The following is a 21,784-nucleotide window of genomic DNA, read 5'->3' as shown; positions in this document are numbered from 1 at the left end:
TTATCCCAGGTCCGCCATCAGCACTTTTGAACGGCGCTGGTAGTTGTACATCTCTTTCTTGGTTTCCGGCAGCGAATCAATATCCACCGGCGTGAAACCCCGCTCCTGGAACCAGTGAATGCTGCGGGTCGTCAGCACAAACAGCTTGCTCAGCCCCATCTGCCGCGCCTGGAGGGCGATCCGCTCCAGCAACACTTCGCCGCGCGATGAGCTGCGGTAATCCGGATGTACCGCCACGCAGGCCATTTCACCGATCTTCTCTTCCGGGAAGGGGTAGAGCGCCGCACAGGCGATGGTGAGGTTATCGCGCTGAATAATGGTGAACTTGTCGATCTCCATCTCCAGCTGTTCGCGGGAGCGGCGCACCAGGATCCCCTGCTGCTCCAGCGGGCGGATGAGTTCCAGAATGCCGCCGATGTCGTTGATGGTGGCGCGACGGATCTGCTCGGCGCTCTCCATCACAATCTGCGTCCCGATACCGTCGCGGGAGAAGAGCTCTTGCAGCAGGGCGCCATCTTCCTGATAGCTGATCAGATGGCTGCGACGCACGCCGCTGCGGCAGGCTTTGATTGCGCCCCGCAGAAAACGCACGGTACCGGAGTAGTAGTCCCCCTGCGCCTCAAGGGCATCGACGCGTGCCTGAGCCTCGTTAGGGAACAGCTCAGAGACAATATTCCCGAGCTCGTTCATCACCCCCTGCGAGGAGCAGAAGCCGATCATTTTTTCTGCTTTCAGCTTGATCGCCAGCTGGGTGGCAATCTCTTCGGAGGTGAGGTTGAAACTTTCGCCCGTGACAGAGACGGCCACCGGGCCGGTCAGCACAATCGCGCCGCCATCGAGCTGACGGTGGATTGCCTCTTCATCAATACGACGAATACGTCCGCTGTGGCAGTAATCCACGCCATCATCCACGCCGAGCGGCTGGGCGATAATAAAATTACCGCTGACCACATTAATATGCGCCCCCTGCAGCGGGGTGTTGTTAAGGCTCATCGACAGGCGCGCGGTGATGTCCAGCTGCAGCAGACCGGCGGCCTGCTTAACCAGCTCCAGCGTTTTAGCGTCGGTGACGCGGGTATGTTTGTGGTAGATCGGCTTGTGATGATGCGCGGCCAGATTCGCCTCGATCTGCGGGCGAGCGCCATACACGACAACCAGACGAATACCCAGGCTATGCAGCAGGCCGATGTCATTGACAATACTGGAGAAATTCTCATGCTCAATGGCTTCGCCACCCAGCATGACGACAAACGTCTTTCCCCGATGGGCGTTGATATAGGGAACAGAATGGCGGAATCCCTGGACCAGTTCGATTCTACGTTCCTTCACCACGGCACAACCCCTTAATGAATGTTTATTCGTAATTTTTGTATTTTTATTCGATTATCGCTCTATGCGCAAGCCAAAATTTTCTGCGAAGCAAAGAAAAGATTCAGCTAAGTTATCGTTAACGCATGATTGTTTACCCTTTTAGGGATGACAGGTTATGCATCATTCGTTAAAGTTTTCGGTCAATTTGGACGTTATGAAAAGTTATTCGATATCTTTGCTCGGGAGAAGCATGTCGGGATCCAGTAAAGCATTAAGTCGTCGTCGCCTGTTACAAGGGGCCGGAGCAATGTGGTTGCTTAGCGTCAGTCAGGTCGGGTTTGCCGCTGTCAGCCAGGTTGTTGCGGTGCGCGTCTGGCCGTCTTCGACCTATACGCGCGTGACGGTCGAGTCAAACCGGGTGCTGAACTATAAGCAATTCGCGTTGAGCAACCCGGAGCGGGTGGTGGTGGATATCGAAGGCGTAAATCTTAACTCGGTGCTGAAAGGAATGAGCGCCCAGATCCGCGGCGACGATCCCTTCATCAAATCCGCGCGGGTAGGGCAGTTTGATCCGAAAACCGTGCGCATGGTGTTTGAGCTCAAGCAGAACGTCAAACCACAGCTGTTTGCCCTCGCACCGGTGGCCGGTTTTAAAGAACGTCTGGTTATGGATCTCTATCCTGCCAACGCGACCGATATTCAGGATCCGCTGCTGGCCCTGCTGGAAGATTACAACAAAGGCGATCTGGAAAAACAGGTACCGCCTGCGCAAAGCGGCCCGCAGCCCGGCAAAGCGGGACGCGATCGTCCGATTGTGATCATGCTCGATCCGGGGCACGGCGGCGAGGACTCCGGCGCGGTAGGCAAATACCGGACCCGGGAAAAAGATGTGGTGCTGCAAATCGCCCGTCGCCTGAAGGCGATGATCGACAGAGAAGGCAACATGCGCGCCTACATGACGCGCAACGAAGATGTCTTTATTCCGTTAAAAGTGCGTGTGGCGAAAGCGCAAAAGCAACGTGCGGATCTCTTCATCTCTATCCATGCGGACGCCTTTACCAGTCGCCAGCCCAGCGGGTCATCAGTGTTTGCCCTCTCCACCAAAGGGGCGACCAGTACCGCAGCACGCTATCTTGCCGATACCCAGAACGCCTCCGACCTTATCGGTGGGGTAGGGCGGAGCGGCGATCGCTACGTCGACCACACCATGTTCGATATGGTCCAGTCGCTGACCATTACCGACAGCCTGAAGTTTGGTAAAGCGGTGCTGGGCAGGCTCGGGCATGTGAACAAGCTGCATAAGAACAGCGTCGAGCAGGCCGGATTTGCGGTGTTAAAAGCGCCGGACATCCCGTCGATTCTGGTGGAAACCGCCTTTATCAGTAACGTGGAAGAGGAGCGCAAACTTAAAACGGCTAAGTTCCAGCAGGAAGTGGCGGAGTCGATACTGGCGGGGATTAAAGCCTATTTCTCTGACGGGGCGACGCTGGCGAGACGCGGATAAGATCAACACTGCCCGGCGGCGCTGCGCCTGCGCGGGCCTACGGGTGGGCTGACGACAAAAACAAAAAAACACCCGGAAGGGTGTTTATTGTTTTAAGAAGTGTTGGTTGCGGGGGCCGGATTTGAACCGACGACCTTCGGGTTATGAGCCCGACGAGCTACCAGGCTGCTCCACCCCGCGTCACCGTACTGCTTGTACTTCATCAAATTTTAATTGGTTGCGGGGGCCGGATTTGAACCGACGACCTTCGGGTTATGAGCCCGACGAGCTACCAGGCTGCTCCACCCCGCGTCCGTGGATGCGCACTATACTCTGCTGACTTTTTGTTGCAACCCTTTTTCGTAAAAATCACCAAATTAGACGTTGAATTGCCTGCTCTGCCGTCGATTTGGCTGTTTTTTACGCAAAATTTGCCTAAGGGGAGGCAATCGCATTTCAATACCTTTGCCGGTTTGTTATCTTCGTTGCGCAGAATGGGGCAACTTGAAGATGGGATATATGAAAGGACGTTGGGCGAAGTATCTGATGACAGGCGCAATGGTAGCAATCCTCGCCGCCTGTTCCTCCAAACCGACCGATCGCGGTCAGCAATATAAAGACGGGAAACTGACCCAGCCTTTCTCTTTAGTAAACCAGCCGGATGCCGTGGGTGCACCCATCAATGGCGGTGACTTCGCGGAGCAGGTAAGCCAGATCCGCACCGCATCGCCGCGGCTGTATGGCTCGCAGAACGCCGTCTATAACGCAGTACAGGACTGGCTACGCGCCGGGGGCGATACCCGCACCATGCGCCAGTTCGGCATTGATGCCTGGCAGATGGAGGGCACCGATAACTACGGTAACGTCCAGTTTACCGGCTACTACACCCCGGTGGTACAAGCCCGCCATACCGCTCAGGGTGAGTTCAAATACCCTATCTACCGCATGCCGCCAAAACGTGGCCGCCTGCCGTCCCGGGCCGAAATCTACTCGGGCGCGCTGAGCGACAACTATGTCCTCGCTTACAGCAACTCGCTGATGGATAACTTCATCATGGATGTGCAGGGCAGCGGCTATATCGATTTTGGCGACGGCAGCCCGCTTAACTTCTTCAGCTATGCGGGTAAAAACGGCCATGCCTACCGCAGTATCGGTAAAGTGCTGATCGATCGCGGAGAAGTGAAACGCGAAGATATGTCGATGCAGGCGATCCGCGAGTGGGGCGAGAAGCACAGCGAATATGAAGTGCGTGAGCTGCTTGAGCAGAACCCGTCGTTTGTCTTCTTCAAACCGCAAAACTTTGCCCCGGTGAAAGGCGCCAGTGCGGTGCCGCTGATTGGCCGCGCGTCGGTCGCCTCTGACAAGACAGTGATCCCGCCGGGTACCACGCTGCTGGCCGAAGTCCCGCTGTTGAATAACGAAGGCAAATTCAGCGGCCAGTACGAGCTGCGCCTGATGGTGGCGCTGGATGTGGGTGGCGCGATTAAAGGCCAGCACTTTGATATCTATCAGGGCATTGGCGCCGATGCCGGCCACCGCGCGGGCTGGTATAACCATTACGGCCGCGTGTGGGTGCTGAAAACCGCTGCAAGTACGGGCAACGTCTTTAGCGGCTGAGTGTGGTAATATTGACGCTATGTTTTCCGGGGTGAGGGGTAACTCTCACCCTTTTTACATCTGAGGTCTTATGTCTGTGGTAATGAGCGAAGCCTGGCGCCAGCGTTTTGGTGGCACCGCACGTTTATATGGTGAAAAAGCCCTGCAACTGTTTGCCGATGCGCACATCTGCGTGGTCGGCATTGGCGGCGTCGGCTCATGGGCAGCGGAAGCGCTGGCACGAACCGGGATCGGCGCCATTACGCTTATCGACATGGACGATGTCTGCGTCACCAACACTAACCGGCAGATCCACGCCCTGCGCGACAGCGTCGGGCTGGCGAAGTCAGAGGTGATGGCGGATCGCATTCGCCAGATCAACCCGGAGTGTCGCGTCACCGTCATTGATGATTTTGTGACCGCCGATAACGTGGCGCAGTATATGGGAGCTGGCTACAGCTACGTGATTGACGCCATCGACAGCGTGCGCCCGAAAGCGGCGCTGATCGCCTGGTGTCGCCGCAATAAAGTGCCGCTGGTGACCACCGGCGGCGCGGGCGGGCAGATCGACCCGACGCAGATCCAGGTGACGGACCTGGCGAAAACCATTCAGGATCCGCTCGCGGCCAAGCTGCGCGAGCGTCTGAAAAGCGATTTTGGCGTGGTGAAAAACAGCAAAGGCAAGCTCGGCATCGACTGCGTCTTTTCAACGGAAGCGCTGGTCTATCCGCAGGCGGACGGTTCAGTCTGCGCCATGAAAAGCAGTGCGGAAGGGCCAAAACGGATGGATTGTGCCTCCGGGTTTGGCGCGGCCACGATGGTGACCGCGAGCTTTGGTTTTATCGCCGTCTCTCATGCGCTGAAAAAGATGATGGCGAAGGCGGAACGTCAGGCCTGACGTGCCGCTTCCAGTACCGCGTCACTGAGCGCAGCCAGCCCCTGGCTGCGCGAGGCGCTAAGCTGGCCGCGTAGCCCCAGCGCATCGAACAGCGCCAGCGGGTTCTCCTCCAGGATCTGCGCGGCGCTTTTCCCCTCAATGGCCGTCAGCAGCACGGCCAGCAAGCCGCGAACAATCCGTCCTTCGCTGTCGCCATAAAAATGCAGCTTATCCCCAATTTTTGTAACGCCAAGCCAGACGCGGTTCTCGCAACCGGGGATCTCTTTCGCCTGCGTTTTGAGTTCATCGGACAGCGCAGGGAGCTGTTTGCCCAGCAGGATCAGCTGGCGATATTTGTCTTCCCACTGGGTCAGCGGGGCAAAGGTCTGTTTTAACGTCTCTTCAGTGATGACGGTGCCGAACGGATGTCCGGCCAGGGTTGGGCTTGTCATTAATCCACCAGTAAAGCTAGAGCGCGATCGACGGCGGCAACCAGCGCGTCGACATCGCTTTGGGTGTTATAGGGAGCAAACGAGGCGCGCAACGTGCCGTTGACGCCCAGCGCCGCCAGCAGCGGCTGGGCGCAATGCTGGCCGGCGCGCAGGGCAATGCCATACTCCGCCAGCAGCGTCACCATGTCGCTGTGATAAACCCCGGCAAAATCGAATGCCAGCAGGCTCGAATCCTGTACCCGGAAGGAGCGAAAACCGGGGCGTTGTTTCAGCGCCTCTTCCGCCAGCGTTGCCAGCCCGCGGCTCCAGCTCTCTGCCTGTTGCAGATCGATATCCGCCAGCCACTCCAGCGCCGCGCTCAGGCCAATGACGCCTGCGACATTTGGCGTCCCGGCTTCCAGACGATAAGGCACCTGCTGAGTTTTAAAGCCCTCGAAAGTCACCTCGGTGATCATCTTGCCGCCGCCGAGCCACGGGGTCATCTCCTCCAGCAGCGCCGCTTTGCCGTACAGTGCGCCAATACCGGTAGGACCGTATAGCTTATGTGCGGAGAAGGCATAGAAATCGATATCCAGCTGCTGTACGTCCGCCGGGAAGTGGACCACACCCTGGGCGCCATCCACCATCACCACCATCCCGCTCTCATGGGCGAGGCGGATGGCGCGGGCCAGATCCGGGCAGCCGCCGGTGACGTTGGACATCTGCCCGAGCGCGAGAATGCGGCTACGCGGGGTGATCAGCTCAGGCAGGCGAGCCACATCCGCCAGGCAGTCTGTGCCAATCGGGAGCTTAACCACCTTTGCGCCGGTCTGTTCGGCCACCATCAGCCACGGCACGAGATTAGCGTGGTGCTCCGCCTCGCTGACGATAATCTCATCGCCCGGCTGCAGGCGCGGGCGGGCATAACATTGCGCCACCATGTTGATGGCTTCGGTGGTGCCCCGCGTCCAGACAATATTTTTGCCGCTTTCAGCGTTAAGCAGACGGGCAACCTGATCGCGCGCCGCTTCATAGCGTGCGGTTAAGCGCTGCGCCTCGGCAAACTGGCTGCGATGCACATTGCCAGCGCTCAGGCTGTAAAACTGGTTGGTGGCCTCAATCACTGCCTGAGGCTTAAGGGCTGTCGCAGCGCTATCAAGATAGACACCGGCATCGGCCAGGGCCGGAAACTGGGCGCGAAAATGGGCAGGGCTGAATGCGTTCATGGAATTCCTCTTCGTGATGATGAGATCGTCGCGCAAATTCCGCAGCAGGGCAAGAAGGTTGATCTCTATCGGAATTGTCTGTTTATCCTGGCGCAACAGACGAAGCAGGTTATGCTGAAATAGAGTCAGGAGAATGTCTTAGCCTGTTAATAAACACGCTTGAAATAGCATTAATTGCTGAAGGAGAAGAAAATGAAAAAGACTATCGCAATCGCCTCTGCCTGTATGCTTACCTTTGCCCTGAGCGCCTGTTCTGGCAACAACTATGTCATGCACACTAACGATGGCCGCTCTATCGTATCAGAAGGTAAGCCGCAAACTGATAATGATACCGGCATGATCTCGTATAAGGATGCTAACGGGAATAAACAGCAGATTAACCGTAGTGATGTGAAAGAGATGGTTGAGCTGAATAAGTAAGGATACAGCAGACAAAAAAAAGCACCGCAATTGGGCGGTGCTACATTAATCACTATGGACAGACAGGGTAAATGTACAGGAAGTGAAAAGGTGGTAGTTTTCCTACCGTGGTCTGAATCGCAGACCAATTGCAAACACAACAACACAACATCACAACCGTAAGCCAAAAGCCCATCAGAACACGCATTCCAAAAAAAGCTTTTCGTTCCGGCTCAGGAAGTGCCGCCACTATAGGTATTTGCTGGTAGTTCCTCAACGGACAATTTATAATGGCTCAGATAAAAAAAACTAATAGGTTAAACGTTGTTTCCTGTTTGTTAAAAGCCGTTAACATCTAAGCCAGATAACCATGTCCAAGCGATTACCACCACTTAATGCATTACGTGTATTTGATGCTGCTGCGCGCCATCTGAGCTTCACGCGCGCGGCCGATGAGCTTTTTGTGACGCAGGCCGCAGTCAGTCATCAAATCAAGTCTCTTGAGGATTTTCTGGGCCTCAAGCTGTTCCGCCGCCGCAACCGTTCCCTGCTTCTGACGGAAGAGGGGCAGAGCTATTTTCAGGATATCAAAGAGATATTTTCCCAGCTTACCGAGGCTACCCGTAAGCTGCAGGCGCGCAGTGCCAAAGGGGCACTGACGGTCAGTTTATTGCCAAGTTTTGCCATTCAATGGCTGGTGCCGAGACTCTCAAGCTTTAACTCAGCTTATCCGGGAATCGACGTTCGCATCCAGGCGGTCGACCGTCAGGAAGAGAAGCTGGCAGACGATGTCGACGTAGCGATTTTTTATGGCCGGGGCAACTGGCCAGGGCTGCGTGTTGAAAAATTGTACGCAGAATATTTGCTGCCGGTCTGCTCGCCACTACTCTTAACAGGCGAAAAAGCGTTAAAAACGCCGGACAATCTGGCGCAACACACGCTTTTGCATGATGCTTCTCGCCGCGACTGGCAAACGTATACCCGGCAGCTTGGTCTTAACCATATCAATGTGCAGCAGGGGCCCATCTTCAGCCACAGTGCGATGGTGTTACAGGCTGCCATCCACGGACAGGGCGTGGCGTTGGCAAACAACGTGATGGCGCAGTCCGAAATTGAGGCTGGCCGCCTGGTCTGCCCTTTTAATGATGTTTTGGTCAGCAAGAACGCATTTTATCTGGTTTGTCATGACAGTCAGGCAGAACTGGGTAAAATAGCCGCGTTTCGCCAGTGGATCCTGGCAAAGGCGGCCAACGAGCAAGAAAAATTCCGCTTTCGGTACGAGTAACACTTTCTTTTGCGTGCAGGGCGCGCATAACTTCAGGACAGAAACATGACCAGCCGTTTTATGCTGATTTTCGCCGCGGTGAGTGGCTTTATTTTTGTTGCGCTGGGCGCCTTTGGCGCACATGTATTACGCAAATCCCTGGGTGTGGTGGAGATGGGCTGGATCCATACCGGTCTGGAATATCAGGCGTTTCATACCCTGGCAATCTTCGGACTGGCTGTGGCGATGCAGCGTCGCATCAGCATCTGGTTTTACTGGAGCAGCGTATTTATGGCGCTGGGCACCGTGTTGTTCAGCGGTAGCCTCTATTGCCTTGCGCTGTCGCATTTACGCCTGTGGGCGTTTGTTACCCCGGTGGGCGGCGTCAGCTTCCTGGTCGGGTGGGTATTAATGTTAATCGGTTCGTTCCGTCTGAAACGCAAGGGCGTTGTTCATGAATAAAGTTGTCTTATATTGTCGCCCGGGCTTTGAAAAAGAGTGTGCCGCGGAAATTACTGATAAAGCCGCGAAGCGTGAAGTCTTTGGTTTCGCTCGCGTGAAAGAGAATGCGGGCTACGTTGTTTTCGAATGCTATCAGCCCGAAGATGCCGATAAACTGGTTCGCGAACTGCCGTTCAGCTCGCTGATTTTTGCCCGTCAGATGTTTGTGGCCGGTGAGCTGCTGCAGGATCTGCCGCCAGAGGATCGTATTACCCCTATTGCCGGTATGCTGCAGGGCGTTGTGGAGAAGGGCGGTGAGCTGCGCGTTGAGGTGGCCGATACTAACGAAAGCAAAGAGCTGATGAAGTTCTGCCGCAAATTCACCGTGCCGCTGCGCGCCGCACTGCGTGACAGCGGCGTGCTGACCAACTACGAGACGCCAAAGCGTCCGGTGGTGCATGTCTTCTTTATCGCCCCGGGCTGTTGCTACGCCGGGTATTCCTATACCACCAACAATTCGCCGTTTTACATGGGGATCCCGCGTCTTAAGTTCCCGTCCGACGCGCCGAGCCGTTCCACCCTCAAGCTGGAAGAGGCGTTCCATATCTTTATTCCGGCCGACGAGTGGGATGAGCGTCTGGCAAACGGGATGTATGCGGTGGATCTGGGGGCCTGTCCGGGGGGCTGGACCTATCAGCTGGTGAAACGCAACATGTGGGTCTACTCCATTGATAATGGCCCGATTGCGCAAAGCCTGATGGACACAGGCCAGGTGACCTGGCTGCGCGAGGATGGTTTCCGCTATCGTCCGAACCGCAATAACATCTCGTGGCTGGTGTGCGATATGGTAGAAAAGCCGGCCAAGGTGGCCGCGCTGATGGCTACCTGGCTGGTCAACGGCTGGTGCCGCGAGGCGATTTTCAACCTCAAGCTGCCGATGAAAAAGCGCTACGAAGAGGTTTCCCAGAACCTGGCATACATCCAGACCCAGCTTGCAGAGCATGGCATCAATGCGGAGATCCAGGCGCGTCAGCTGTACCACGACCGCGAAGAGGTTACCGTGCATGTACGCCGCTGGTGGGCTGCCGTAGGTGGCCGTCGCGACGAGCGGTAATCTGTACAATGCCCGGAGGCGCTGCGCTTACCGGGCCTACAACACCCCTCGTCCCGTAGGCCCGGTAAGCGCAGCGCCACCGGGCATGACGTCACACTCGCTCTAACCTGAGCTGCTGCAAATTCCCGTCTAGCTGTAAATCCGTCTGCAATCGCGCCACGTCCCGGCAGATAAAGGCCATCTCTTTGTGCGCCTCCAGCTTTTTGCGCCACTTCTCCGGCACCTCATCCAGACGGGCGTAAATCCCTTCCAGATCCTGAAAATCAGCCAGCAGTTGGGCGGCACTTTTCGGGCCAATGCCCGCCACGCCCGGCACCCTTGAGCTGCTGATCCCCGCCAGTCCCCAGTAATCCGGCAGCTGCTGGGGTGATACGCCAAACTCACTGGCGATAAAGGGCGCGTCGAGCCAGCGTTTCTGAAAATAGTCGCGAATGCGAATGGTGGGGGAAAGCAGCTGACAATAGCCTTTGTCTGTCGAAACAATGGTAGCCTGATGGCCTGCACTGGCCACTTTGACCGCCAGAGTCGCCGCGAGATCGTCGGCTTCGTTGCCCTGAGCACCCCAGCAGGGAACCCCTCGCTGCTCAAAGGCGGCGCGTATCACAGGCATTTCGGCGTGCAGATCGTCCGGCATCGGCGCGCGGCCAGCTTTGTAATCCGGCAGACGCTGGTGACGCCAGCCGCTGTTGCGGGCTTCATCGTCAAAAACGGCAACCGCATGGCTGGGCTGGCTGTGACGAATAAGCTGCTCCAGAGCATGCAGGCAGGTATCCTTGCAGGGAGTGCCCTGTACCGCATGAATGCGGCGGATAAGATTCAGCGCGTCGACAATAAGCAAATGAACAGCCACAGATAATCCCTCTTATATCCAGTGGATTAAGGGTAACACCGTCGGCAGAATGAAACTACGAGAGGCGGGAAGAACGGGAAGGAGCCTCGCAAAACAAGGCTCCTTTTGAGGCTTAGTCGCAGGTCACGATCTTCATCGCCAGACCACCGCGAGAGGTTTCACGGTATTTGGCGTTCATATCTTTACCGGTTTCATACATGGTCTCGATCACTTTATCGAGGCAGACGCGCGGCTCGCTGGTGCGGCGCAGCGCCATACGTGCGGCGTTCACCGCCTTCACGGAGGCAATGGCATTACGCTCGATACAGGGCACCTGCACCTGGCCGGCAACCGGATCGCAGGTCAGACCGAGGTTATGTTCCATGCCAATTTCTGCCGCAATGCAGACCTGCGCCGGACTGCCGCCCAGCAGCTCTGCCAGACCCGCTGCCGCCATGGAGCAAGCCACGCCCACTTCGCCCTGACAGCCCACTTCGGCGCCAGAGATCGAGGCGTTCATCTTATACAGCGAGCCAATGGCGCTGGTTACCAGCAGATAGCGGGCCAGTGAGTTGGCGTTTACTTCGCGGATAAACTTGTCGTAATAAGCCAGCACCGCAGGAACGATACCGCAGGCACCGTTTGTTGGGGCTGTTACTACGCGGCCACCCGCGGCGTTCTCTTCGTTCACCGCCAGCGCGAACATATTGATCCAGTCCACGACCGCCATTGGATCGCTGGTGGTTTTATCGCTGCTCACCAGCATACGACGCAGGGCCGCAGCACGGCGTGGAACACGCAGTTTACCGGGCAGCACGCCCTCGGTGGTGATACCGCGCTCAATACCGCCGCGCATCACTTCCCAGACGTTAGCAAAGTGCTGTTCCAGTTCTTCTTTGCTGTGTAGCGCCAGCTCGTTTTTCATCATCAGGCCGGAGAGGGAGAGGCCGCTCTCCTGGCAATGACGCTGAAGGTCGGCAGCCGTTTTATACGGATACGGCACCGCGACAGGCGCGCTCTCTGGCTGCCCAAAATGGTCTTCGTCGACGATAAAACCGCCGCCGATAGAGTAATAGGTTTGGCTGTAAATCGCCTTGTCGCCTGCCAGCGCGGTGATGCGCATACCATTTTCGTGCAGCGACAGGTTGTCGGCGTGGAAATTCATGCAGCGATCAACCGGGAATTCAACTTCATGCTCACCGTTGGCCAGCAGCAGTCGGCCATGGGTGTTAACGTCCTGGATAAAGCCCGGGATGGCGTCAATATCAACACTATCCGGCAGGTTGCCCGCCAGGCCCATAATGATGGCGATATCGGTATGGTGACCTTTGCCGGTCAGCGACAGGGAGCCATAGACATCTACAACCACGCGGGTGGTGTCGTGCAGTATTCCGCGCGCAATAAGATCGTCCGTGAACTGTTTACCTGCTTTCATTGGCCCGACGGTGTGCGAGCTGGAAGGACCAATACCAATTTTAAAAATATCGAAAACGCTAATCATGATGCGTCCGTTGCTTTACGTCAGAGGAGTAGATTGCGCCATCCGAAGATGGCGCGGGAGGCATTACGCGAACAGCGAATAGAAGATAGCGGAGATAGCAATCAGACCCATAACCACAACGAAGACGTTGCTGATCTGGCCGCTGTATTTACGCATCGCTGGCACTTTCTGAATGGCGTACATCGGCATCAGGAACAGGATCATCGCGATGACCGGGCCGCCCAGGGTTTCGATCATGCCGAGGATGCTCGGGTTCAGGGTCGCAACCGCCCAGGTGGTCAGCAGCATGAACAGCGCAGTGATTTTGTTCAGCTTGTTGATTTCAATGCTCTTACCTTTGCCACGCAGAGATTTAATTACCATACCGTTAAAACCTTCACGTGCGCCCAGATAGTGGCCGAGGAAGGATTTAGTGATAGCGATAATGGCAATGATTGGCGCCATCCAGGCAATCACCGGGGCATTAAAGTGGTTCGCCAGGTAAGAGAGAATCGAGATGTTCTGCTCTTTCGCTGCCGCCAGATCCGCCGGGGAGAGGCTCAGTACGCAGCTGAAGACGAAGAACATAACGGTCAGCACCATCATCACGTGAGCGCGAGCCAGGATACTGGAGCACTTCTTCTCGGCGCCCTGGCCGTACTCTTCACGCTTCGCCACGGCGAAGGAGGAGATGATCGGCGAGTGGTTAAAGGAGAAGACCATTACCGGGATTGCCAGCCACAGGGTCATCCACAGGCCATTACCGGTGGCGGACGCGCTGCTCAGGGAGAGGGTTTCCAGCGCTGCGCCGTTCCACTGAGGGATCAGGTAGCAGGCCAGCACCATCAGGGCGATAACGAACGGGAACACCAGCACGCTCATCGCTTTTACAATCATCTGCTCACCGAAGCGCACGATAGTCATCATGCCGACAATCAGGATCAGCGACAGAATGGCGCGCGGTGGCGGCGTCATGCCCAGCTGGTGGGTCATAAAGCTGTCAACGGTGTTGGTGATAGCCACGCTATACACCAGCAGGATTGGGTAGATGGCAAAGAAGTAGAGCAGGGTAATCAGCTTACCTGCGCCAATCCCGAAGTGCTCTTCAACCACTTCAGTGATGTCTTCGCCCGGATTTTTGCCGGATAGCACAAAACGGGTCAGGCCGCGGTGTGCGAAGTAGGTCATCGGGAACGCAATGATTGCCATGATGATCAGCGGAATTAAGCCGCCAACACCCGCGTTAATAGGCAGGAAGAGAACACCAGCGCCGATTGCTGTGCCGTACAGGCCAAGCATCCACATGGTATCGGTTTTACGCCATCCGCTTCGGGTTTCAATCGAAGCAACGGTGCTGGTTTGAGTGGTTTCCATCTGTGTCTCCAGGAAGTAGCTAATGTCAGGTTTCTGGTCAAATTCGATGCAAAAAGGGCTAATCGTAATATGAAATTCGCTCAGTGACGGTTTTTATATAATTTTTCTCCGTAACTATCGGCGGGCGGAAAGATACATTTTCGTAATGGATCTATCAGTGATCCCGATCTCAAATGCAATAATCTACTTTTGAGGTGGATATCTTTAGACCATTTATCTGCTAATAAAACATCACAGCGAATTTCTGGGCGCGAAGGCTAACATTAACGATATGTAGCGTGATTGAGAGCCCGGTAATATAGGTGTCATACGCTGTAAAAGTGAGTTTTTAGAGGATTTTTTCGTGATTTAAGACGTTTGTAGCTAATAAATAACGCTTAGAAATTGTACGTAATCGTTTGCGTTTGGTTATCTAAACGCAAAAAGATAAGTTACGGTGATATCTCAAGCCACGCCATGTGGCTGAAGGGAATAAAAAAGCCGGGCGGCTGAAGGCGATTCCCGGCGGGGGAGAGTGAGAAGGTGCCCGACACGCAGCCGGGCACGGGTGTTATGCGCAAATCTCGTAGCAGGGGATGTAGGCGCTGCCCGGAAGTTTCATACGATGCTGAGCGACAAAGCCCTGGAGCAGATCGTCCATGCGGCGCATCATTTCGCGGTCGCCATGAATTTTATAGGGACCAAACTCCTCGATGGCCTGGATACCTACCTCTTTAACGTTACCGGCCACGATGCCCGAGAAGGCGCGACGCAGATCGGCGGCCAGCGTTTCAACCGGCTGATCGGGGTAGAGCTTCAGGTTAGCCATATTTTCATGGGATGGCTCAAACGGGATCTGCAGATCGGGCGAAATACGGATCGACCAGTTAAAGCTGTAGGCATCCCCGGTATCCCGGCGGTTCTCTTTCACCAGCGGCATGGCCTTTTTCATCTGGCGTGCCACTTCTGCGGCATCGTCAATAATAATGCGATAGTGACGACGGGCCGTTTCCCCCAGCGTATGCACAATGAACTCATCCAGGACGCGGAAGTAGTCGGCGCTCTCTTTCGGGCCGGTGAGGATCAGCGGCAGCACCTGATCGTGGTTTGCCGGATGCATCAGAATGCCCAGCAGATAGAGCAACTCTTCTGCTGTCCCTACGCCGCCCGGGAAGATGATAATCCCGTGGGCGATACGGACAAACGCCTCCAGACGTTTCTCAATGTCCGGCATGATGATCAGTTCGTTAACCAGCGGATTGGGTGGTTCAGCGGCGATAATAGACGGCTCGGTCATACCGATGAAGCGGCCCTCTTTGTAGCGCTGCTGCGCATGGCCCACTGCCGCTCCCTTCATTGGCGCCTCCATCGCACCCGGGCCACAGCCTGTGCAGATGTTCAGCTCGCGCAGACCCAACTGGGTGCCCACGCGACGGGCGTAGAGATATTCGGTTTCGTTAATGGAGTGACCACCCCAGCACACCACCATGCTTGGCGCTTCGCCCACGTGCAGAGCACGGGCGTTACGCAGAATAGAGAAGACCAGGTTGGTAATATGAACGGAGCTTTCCAGGTTCAGATGCTGAAAACGACCGGCGTTATTGATCTGGCCGTTCACAAACAGGATATCGCGCAGGACCGCAAACAGGTTGGCCTGCAGCGCACGAATGATGCGCCCGTCAACAAAGGCCTCTTCTGGCGGGTTAATCAGTTCCAGCTTTACGCCACGTTCGCGGCGCAGGACATTGATATCAAAGCTTTCAAAGCGCGACAGCAACTCTTTGCTGTTGTCGGTGAGGCTACCGGAGTTCAGAACGGCAAGTGAACAGTTGCGAAACAATTGATAAAGATCGCTGCTGGCCGTGCTCTTGAGCATGTCCACTTCCAGCTGCGACAACATATCCATTGAGCCAAGCGGGCTAATATGTGTAATCAAGTGAGCTCCTTACGGGACGTTTATCGTCTTTCCCCGTTGATTACAATAGCCCTGGCTTATGACCTTTCACAACCTAAAGCGCGGAACATACCGCGCATATTATGAATTTATTTATTTTACTGACGCACTAACCGACCGATGGCAGGAACAAAATCGGTATTGCTGCGCCACGGGTTGATATCCAGTCCGCCGCGTCGGGTATAGCGGGCATAGACGCTGAGCGCCTCCGGCTGGCAGAAATGAAGAATATCGTTGAAGATGCGCTCCACGCACTGCTCGTGGAACTCATTGTGGTTACGGAAGGAGACCAGGTAGCGCAGCAGCTTCTCACGATCGATTTTTGCCCCGCGATACTGGATCTGCACCGAACCCCAGTCAGGCTGATGGGTAATCAGGCAGTTGGATTTGAGCAGGTGGCTGACCAGCGTCTCTTCCACCACTTTGCCGCTGGCACTCTTTTCCAGCCACGCGGTGTCAAACTGATAGTTGTCGATCTCAATATCTTGATCGTCGATGCAGGTGCCGTGGAAGTGGGCGATGGGCTGGCCTTCAAGCTCATCAATCCGGTAGAGTGCCACCGTGACCTTGCCCTGGGCACAGGCGCTTAAATCCCTCTCCAGAGTGCGCTGTACCGCTTCCCAGCTCTCAAAGCGGGTCTGGTTAAAGCTGTTGAGGTAGAGCTTAAAGCTTTTGGACTCCACCAGATTGACGCTGGTGTAATCCAGCTCAACATGACCCACTGCCACCTGCGGTAAACCGCGGGCGTTAAGCCAGGAGAGCTCGTAGAGCGTCCAGATATCGCCGCCGTGGAAGGGCAGGGCATCGGCCTTCAGGCCCAGCGGATCGCGGTTGAGGCTGCGCGGCACACCCTGCAACAGGCTGGCATCGTAGATGTCGCGGTAGGCTGTGCTTTTGCCCAGCGTCAGGCCCGATAAGGCATCATGGTTTTCGTAAGACATGTTTCATTGTCACTTTAAAGGTAAACTATGGGCTGAGTGTATCCTGGCTTATATGAAGAGAGAAACCGGTGGATAAAGAGACTGCTGCTGCGTTAACCGCATTTACCACGCGTTACTGTGACGCCTGGCATGAACAGAAAGCGTCATGGCCGCAAAGCGAAGAGCTGTACGGCGTGCCTTCACCCTGCATTATCACCTCTTCCGGCGAGACCGTGACCTGGCAGCCGCAGCCGTTTACCGCTGAGCAGAGTGTAAAAGCCATTGAACGTGCTATGGACATTGTGGTACAACCTCCGGTTCACGCGTTCTATACCACACAGTTCGCCGGGGATATGTGCGCTCGCTTTGATAATGAAGCGATGACGCTGCTGCAAACCTGGAGCGAAGAAGACCTGCTGCGCGTGCAGGAGAACCTGATTGGGCACCTTGTTACCCAGAAGCGCCTGAAGCTATCGCCAACGTTGTTTATCGCCACGCTCGACAGTGAAATGGACGTTATCTCTGTCTGCAACCTTACAGGTAACGTGATAAAAGAGACGCTGGGTACGCAGAAGCGTCAGATCCTCTCCGCTTCCCTTGCGGATTTTCTTAATCATCTTCATCCCGTCGTGTAATCCTGCATACTACTGCGCGTGTGAGAGATCTCTTACAGAGTTTGTGAGAGATCGCCCTTATTAGTTGAATGCTTTAACCATCCCGCTATTTAATAATCACTAATTTATCAGTGACTTGTCTTTTTAAAACGCTTAGCACAGATACGCAAACTTTTTAATTTGGCTTACGTAGTACCTTGTAAGACGAAGCGGAATCATGGATTCTATCTCCGTCGACAGGAAGCCGACACAAGAAACGAACATCAGGATGATGACGTTTCTTAATAAGGACACGTCAGGAAGACGCTACAAGGAAGGCTTCAGGATGAAGCAAGAGGATCACGCAGGACGCGTTGAAGGACACCTCCAGGAAGGAGAATGAGAGCCGGTACAGATGTCCGGTGGGTCAGGAAGACCAGGACGCTTCAGGAAGAAGCAGTCACATCAGGACGATGTGCGCAGGATGCAGCGGTCAAGGGAAGACCAGGCCTTAGGGTCAGAGGAAAAGTTGTCACGGATGAGCAGGGAGCACTAAAAGTAGCTGGATTGCTACGAAACGAACCGGGAGCACTGTTTTTACAGTGCTCCCTTTTTTTATTTCTGCGTGGTCTTTGCTATGCTGCGCGCCGTTCACATTTTCAGTTGAGGTTTGTATGACCCATCACGACAACGTGCGCGCGCAACTGCACGCCATTGAAGCTTTACTGCGCGACCATCAGCTGTGGCAGGAGACGGCGCCGCAGCCAGAGGCGTTTGAGAGCACGCAACCTTTCTGTATGGATACCCTGGAGCCGTTTGAGTGGCTGCAATGGGTCCTCATTCCCCGCATGCATGCACTGCTCGATAGCGGCCATCCGCTACCCCAGAGCTTTGCCGTGGCGCCCTATTATGAAATGGCGCTGGACGCTGCCCATCCGTCACGCGACGCGGTGCTGGCCGTGCTGCTGGCCCTCGATACGCTCTTCGGCGACGAAGCATGATCGAGATCCTCTATCAGGATGAGTGGCTGGTCGCCGTTAATAAGCCCTCCGGCTGGCTGGTGCACCGTAGCTGGCTGGACCGGGATGAAAAAGTGGTGGTGATGCAGACGGTGCGCGACCAGATCGGTCAGCATGTCTTCACTGCCCACCGTCTGGACAGACCCACTTCCGGCGTTCTGCTGATGGGGCTCTCCAGCGAGGCCGGTCGACGTCTGGCGCAGCAGTTTGAGCAGCATCAGATCCAGAAACGCTACCATGCGATTGTCCGGGGCTGGCTGACAGAGTGCGCCACGCTCGATTACCCCCTGACGGAAGAGCTGGATAAAATTGCCGATAAGTATGCCCGCGACGACAAAGGCCCGCAGCCCGCGGTAACCGACTATCGCGGCATGGCGACCACTGAAATGCCGGTTGCCACCAGTAAGTTTCCCACCACGCGCTATAGTCTGATTGAACTGGAGCCGAAAACCGGGCGTAAGCACCAGCTGCGACGCCACCTTGCCCATCTTCGCCATCCGATCATCGGCGACAGCAAGCATGGCGACTTGCGGCAAAACCGCAGCGCCGCGGAGCATTTCGGCTGCCATCGTCTGATGCTACACGCCAGCCAGCTGCAACTTATCCATCCGTTTACCGGCAAGCCACTGACGATCCGGGCCGGGCTGGACGAGGTGTGGATGCAGGCGTTGTCACAGTTTGGATGGCGCGGACAACTCCCCGAAAATGAAAGGGTTGAGTTTGACGTAACCAACGTTCAGGATGATCGGAACGAGCGTTTAATCAGGGAGTAAAACATGGCGGTAATCGGAATTTTTGTCGGCACGATGTACGGTAACTCGCTGCTGGTGGCAGAAGAGGCTGAAGCGATTCTGGCAGGCATGGGTCATAAAGCCACGGTCTATGAAGATCCCGATCTGGCCGACTGGGAAAAATATCAGGGCCAGTATGCGCTGGTGGTCACCTCGACAACCGGGCAGGGCGATCTCCCGGACAGCATTGTTCCGCTGTTCCAGGGAATTAAAGATAAGCTGGGTTATCAGCCGGAAATGCGTTACGGCATTATTGCGCTCGGTGACAGCACTTACGCGAATTTCTGCGGTGGCGGTAAGCTGTTCGACGCTCTGTTACAGGAGCAAAGCGCGCAGCGCGTGGGTGAGATGCTGATGATTGACGCCTCTGAACACCCTGAGCCGGAAGGCGAATCCAATCCCTGGGTTGAACAGTGGGGCACATTGCTAAAATAAGTTCCTGCCCTCCCTGAGCGGAGGGCCAGAACCCTTTGCCAGTTAACAAAGCGACCATGCAGCCAGTATAAGTTAACTGAATCGAGTAAGCTTTGGGCAATCGCCCGTAAATCCTCATCTGAAGCGCGGTTATTAGCGGGCATTTTCACTGCGTCAAGCGACCTGTTTCACACTCCCGTTATTCCCTGGCACTGGCCTCCCCCTTACGGGCAGGCAGTTTTCATTTCCGTGAAGTCTCTTCCATTGTCCTGGGCTTTTGCCACAAACAACCGCACAGAGCCGTGCCAATGTTGTGTTGATGCACGGTGAGAGGGGCCAGGTTCCTTTCTTATACTTTTTCCGCCAGTTAATAAAAATGCAGTCAGTAAGGCGAAACGACCTACATGTTCGAACTGCAAAAACACATACACGTCATTCTGATTACCCTACGGTTGAGCTGTTCAGAATGAACGTAGCGAAAACGCTATGATTCAGGAGTGCAAGAATGAGTTCATTAAGCCAAGCGGCGAGCAGCGCTGAAAAGCGTACTAACGCCCGCTACTGGATAGTGGTGATGCTGTTTATCGTCACATCCTTCAACTATGGCGACCGCGCCACCCTGTCGATTGCCGGTTCAGAAATGGCAAAAGATATCGGTCTGGATCCGGTCGGCATGGGGTATGTTTTCTCCGCATTTTCATGGGCCTATGTTATCGGCCAAATTCCTGGCGGTTGGCTGCTGGATCGCTTCGGTTCAAAGCGCGTCTATTTCTGGTCCATTTTCATCTGGTCCATGTTTACCCTGCTGCAGGGCTTTGTCGATATCTTTAACGGCTTTGGCATCATTGTCGCGCTCTTTACCCTACGCTTCCTCGTCGGGCTGGCAGAAGCCCCATCCTTCCCCGGCAACAGCCGAATCGTGGCTGCCTGGTTCCCGGCTCAGGAGAGGGGAACGGCGGTCTCCATTTTTAACTCTGCACAATACTTTGCCACCGTCATCTTTGCGCCCATCATGGGCTGGCTGACGCACGAGGTGGGCTGGTCGCATGTGTTCTTCTTTATGGGCGGTCTGGGCATTGTGATCAGCTTTATCTGGCTGAAAGTGATCCACGAACCGAACCAGCATCCCGGCGTAAACCAGAAAGAGCTGGACTACATTGCCGCAGGCGGCGCGCTGATCAACATGGATCAGGCGAGCAGCAAAGCGAAAGTCCCCTTCAGCCAGAAATGGGGCCAAATCAAACAGCTGGTGGGTTCCCGCATGATGCTCGGGATCTATCTCGGCCAGTACTGCATCAACGCCTTAACCTACTTCTTTATTACCTGGTTCCCGGTCTATCTGGTGCAGGCGCGCGGCATGTCGATTCTGAAAGCCGGGTTTGTCGCCTCCGTTCCGGCAATCTGCGGCTTTGTCGGCGGTGTACTGGGCGGGGTAATTTCCGACTGGCTGATGCGTCGTACTGGCTCGTTGAATATCGCCCGTAAAACGCCAATCGTGCTGGGTATGCTGCTCTCCATGACGATGGTGATGTGTAACTACGTGAACGCAGAGTGGATGATTATCGGCTTTATGGCGATGGCCTTCTTCGGTAAAGGTATCGGGGCGCTGGGCTGGGCGGTGATGGCAGATACCGCGCCGAAAGAGATCAGCGGTTTGAGCGGCGGTCTGTTCAACATGTTCGGCAACATCTCCGGGATCGTCACCCCGATCGCCATTGGCTACATTGTCGGTACCACCGGTTCGTTCAACGGGGCGCTGATCTACGTCGGTATCCATGCCCTGGTAGCGGTACTGAGCTACCTGGTCCTGGTGGGTGATATCAAACGTATCGAGCTGAAACCTGTTACGGAGCGTTGATGATGAGTATGCAATCCAGCCCTGTCGTCACTGAAATGAAGGTTATCCCGGTTGCCGGCCAGGACAGTATGCTGCTGAACATTGGCGGCGCGCATAACGCCTGGTTTACCCGTAATATCGTGGTACTGACCGATAACGCCGGGAATACCGGCGTAGGTGAAGCGCCTGGCGGCGAGGTGATCTACCAGACCCTGGTGGATGCCATTCCGCAGGTGGTGGGTCAGGAGGTGGCGCGCCTGAACAAAGTGGTGCAGCGCGTACACAAAGGCAACCAGTCTGCCGATTTCGATACGTTCGGCAAAGGTGCCTGGACCTTTGAACTGCGGGTGAATGCGGTGGCGGCGCTGGAAGCGGCGCTGCTGGACCTGCTCGGCAAAGCGCTGAACGTGCCGGTGTGTGAACTGCTCGGCCCTGGAAAACAGCGCGATTCG

At 55.5% G+C, this 21,784-nt stretch carries 20 protein-coding genes, 2 tRNA genes and 1 pseudogene; 13 read left to right on the top strand and 10 right to left on the bottom strand.

Annotation, left to right across the window (positions count from 1 at the left end; genetic code table 11):
• Window positions 1-1,332 (bottom strand): amino-acid N-acetyltransferase, encoded by a 1,332-nt coding sequence (gene argA, locus WFM46_RS08920; protein WP_336997446.1) that lies wholly within the window; start codon window positions 1,330-1,332, stop codon window positions 1-3.
• A gap of 229 nt (window positions 1,333-1,561) precedes the next feature.
• On the opposite strand from argA, the gene amiC reads away from it, so the two are divergent.
• Entirely contained in the window at window positions 1,562-2,815 is a 1,254-nt protein-coding gene (amiC, locus tag WFM46_RS08915; RefSeq protein ID WP_103180955.1) for an N-acetylmuramoyl-L-alanine amidase AmiC, read from the top strand.
• A 103-nt stretch (window positions 2,816-2,918) separates the two neighbouring features.
• On the opposite strand, the gene WFM46_RS08910 is transcribed toward amiC, so the two are convergent.
• Window positions 2,919-2,995 (bottom strand) — tRNA-Met (locus tag WFM46_RS08910).
• Window positions 2,996-3,029: 34 nt separating this feature from the next.
• Window positions 3,030-3,106, bottom strand: a tRNA-Met gene (locus WFM46_RS08905).
• A 207-nt stretch (window positions 3,107-3,313) separates the two neighbouring features.
• Here WFM46_RS08905 and mltA point away from each other — a divergent pair.
• Both mltA and tcdA read left to right on the top strand, forming a co-directional pair.
• Window positions 3,314-4,411 carry a murein transglycosylase A gene (mltA, locus tag WFM46_RS08900; RefSeq protein WP_103180954.1) on the top strand — a complete coding sequence of 366 codons (1,098 nt, stop codon included), beginning with the start codon at window positions 3,314-3,316 and terminating at the stop codon, window positions 4,409-4,411.
• A 70-nt stretch (window positions 4,412-4,481) separates the two neighbouring features.
• Window positions 4,482-5,288: a tRNA cyclic N6-threonylcarbamoyladenosine(37) synthase TcdA gene (gene tcdA, locus WFM46_RS08895; RefSeq protein ID WP_103180953.1), complete on the top strand. Its 807-nt coding sequence runs from the start codon at window positions 4,482-4,484 to the stop codon at window positions 5,286-5,288.
• On the opposite strand, the gene csdE is transcribed toward tcdA, so the two are convergent.
• Together csdE and csdA are read right to left on the bottom strand one after the other, a co-directional pair.
• On the bottom strand, window positions 5,279-5,719 hold the full coding sequence (gene csdE / locus WFM46_RS08890; RefSeq protein ID WP_103180952.1) for a cysteine desulfurase sulfur acceptor subunit CsdE: 441 nt from the start codon (window positions 5,717-5,719) through the stop codon (window positions 5,279-5,281). The two genes, tcdA and csdE, sit on opposite strands and share 10 nt — an antisense overlap.
• Window positions 5,719-6,924: a cysteine desulfurase CsdA gene (csdA, locus tag WFM46_RS08885; protein WP_336997445.1), complete on the bottom strand. Its 1,206-nt coding sequence runs from the start codon at window positions 6,922-6,924 to the stop codon at window positions 5,719-5,721. The genes csdE and csdA overlap by 1 nt, the downstream gene beginning before the upstream one ends.
• A gap of 192 nt (window positions 6,925-7,116) precedes the next feature.
• On the opposite strand from csdA, the gene WFM46_RS08880 reads away from it, so the two are divergent.
• From WFM46_RS08880 to rlmM, 4 genes are all read left to right on the top strand, one after another.
• Entirely contained in the window at window positions 7,117-7,344 is a 228-nt protein-coding gene (locus tag WFM46_RS08880; protein WP_039029916.1) for a YgdI/YgdR family lipoprotein, read from the top strand.
• Window positions 7,345-7,693: 349 nt separating this feature from the next.
• Window positions 7,694-8,608: a glycine cleavage system transcriptional regulator GcvA gene (gcvA, locus tag WFM46_RS08875; protein WP_103180950.1), complete on the top strand. Its 915-nt coding sequence runs from the start codon at window positions 7,694-7,696 to the stop codon at window positions 8,606-8,608.
• Between the two features lie 45 nt (window positions 8,609-8,653).
• Window positions 8,654-9,049 (top strand): DUF423 domain-containing protein, encoded by a 396-nt coding sequence (locus tag WFM46_RS08870; protein ID WP_039029918.1) that lies wholly within the window; start codon window positions 8,654-8,656, stop codon window positions 9,047-9,049.
• Window positions 9,042-10,142, top strand: coding sequence for a 23S rRNA (cytidine(2498)-2'-O)-methyltransferase RlmM (gene rlmM / locus WFM46_RS08865; RefSeq protein WP_103180949.1), 1,101 nt, complete (start codon window positions 9,042-9,044; stop codon window positions 10,140-10,142). The genes WFM46_RS08870 and rlmM overlap by 8 nt, the downstream gene beginning before the upstream one ends.
• Window positions 10,143-10,233: 91 nt before the next feature.
• On the opposite strand, the gene xni is transcribed toward rlmM, so the two are convergent.
• From xni to queF, 5 genes are all read right to left on the bottom strand, one after another.
• On the bottom strand, window positions 10,234-10,992 hold the full coding sequence (xni, locus tag WFM46_RS08860; RefSeq protein ID WP_180210541.1) for a flap endonuclease Xni: 759 nt from the start codon (window positions 10,990-10,992) through the stop codon (window positions 10,234-10,236).
• Between the two features lie 112 nt (window positions 10,993-11,104).
• Window positions 11,105-12,472: an L-serine ammonia-lyase gene (locus tag WFM46_RS08855; RefSeq protein ID WP_159339803.1), complete on the bottom strand. Its 1,368-nt coding sequence runs from the start codon at window positions 12,470-12,472 to the stop codon at window positions 11,105-11,107.
• A gap of 63 nt (window positions 12,473-12,535) precedes the next feature.
• Window positions 12,536-13,825: an HAAAP family serine/threonine permease gene (locus tag WFM46_RS08850; RefSeq protein ID WP_103180946.1), complete on the bottom strand. Its 1,290-nt coding sequence runs from the start codon at window positions 13,823-13,825 to the stop codon at window positions 12,536-12,538.
• Window positions 13,826-14,375: 550 nt separating this feature from the next.
• Window positions 14,376-15,740 (bottom strand): nucleotide 5'-monophosphate nucleosidase PpnN, encoded by a 1,365-nt coding sequence (gene ppnN / locus WFM46_RS08845; RefSeq protein WP_103180945.1) that lies wholly within the window; start codon window positions 15,738-15,740, stop codon window positions 14,376-14,378.
• A 116-nt stretch (window positions 15,741-15,856) separates the two neighbouring features.
• Window positions 15,857-16,699 (bottom strand): NADPH-dependent 7-cyano-7-deazaguanine reductase QueF, encoded by an 843-nt coding sequence (queF, locus tag WFM46_RS08840; protein ID WP_103180944.1) that lies wholly within the window; start codon window positions 16,697-16,699, stop codon window positions 15,857-15,859.
• Window positions 16,700-16,767: 68 nt separating this feature from the next.
• Between queF and syd the strand changes: the two genes are divergently transcribed.
• From syd to WFM46_RS08810, 6 genes and pseudogenes are all read left to right on the top strand, one after another.
• A complete protein-coding gene (syd, locus tag WFM46_RS08835; RefSeq protein ID WP_103180943.1) occupies window positions 16,768-17,313 on the top strand; it encodes a SecY-interacting protein in 546 nt (181 codons plus the stop codon).
• A 632-nt stretch (window positions 17,314-17,945) separates the two neighbouring features.
• Window positions 17,946-18,272 carry a YqcC family protein gene (locus WFM46_RS08830; protein WP_103180942.1) on the top strand — a complete coding sequence of 109 codons (327 nt, stop codon included), beginning with the start codon at window positions 17,946-17,948 and terminating at the stop codon, window positions 18,270-18,272.
• Entirely contained in the window at window positions 18,269-19,063 is a 795-nt protein-coding gene (gene truC, locus WFM46_RS08825; RefSeq protein ID WP_159339802.1) for a tRNA pseudouridine(65) synthase TruC, read from the top strand. Before WFM46_RS08830 ends, truC begins: the two co-directional genes overlap by 4 nt.
• A 3-nt stretch (window positions 19,064-19,066) precedes the next feature.
• The gene (locus WFM46_RS08820; protein ID WP_180210545.1) at window positions 19,067-19,516 is read left to right on the top strand and encodes a flavodoxin; all 450 of its coding nucleotides are present in this window, start codon (window positions 19,067-19,069) and stop codon (window positions 19,514-19,516) included.
• A gap of 484 nt (window positions 19,517-20,000) precedes the next feature.
• Complete coding sequence (gene gudP / locus WFM46_RS08815) at window positions 20,001-21,353, top strand: galactarate/glucarate/glycerate transporter GudP (protein WP_103180939.1); 1,353 nt, start codon at window positions 20,001-20,003, stop codon at window positions 21,351-21,353.
• Window positions 21,354-21,355: 2 nt separating this feature from the next.
• Window positions 21,356-21,784: pseudogene (locus WFM46_RS08810) on the top strand (glucarate dehydratase); the annotation flags it as partial.

Origin of the sequence: Leclercia sp. M50 (assembly GCF_037150775.1) — a bacterium.
Classification (GTDB): domain Bacteria; phylum Pseudomonadota; class Gammaproteobacteria; order Enterobacterales; family Enterobacteriaceae; genus Enterobacter.
The sequence above is the reverse complement of the archived record's forward strand: the minus strand, read 5'-3'. Positions and strand labels throughout refer to the sequence as shown.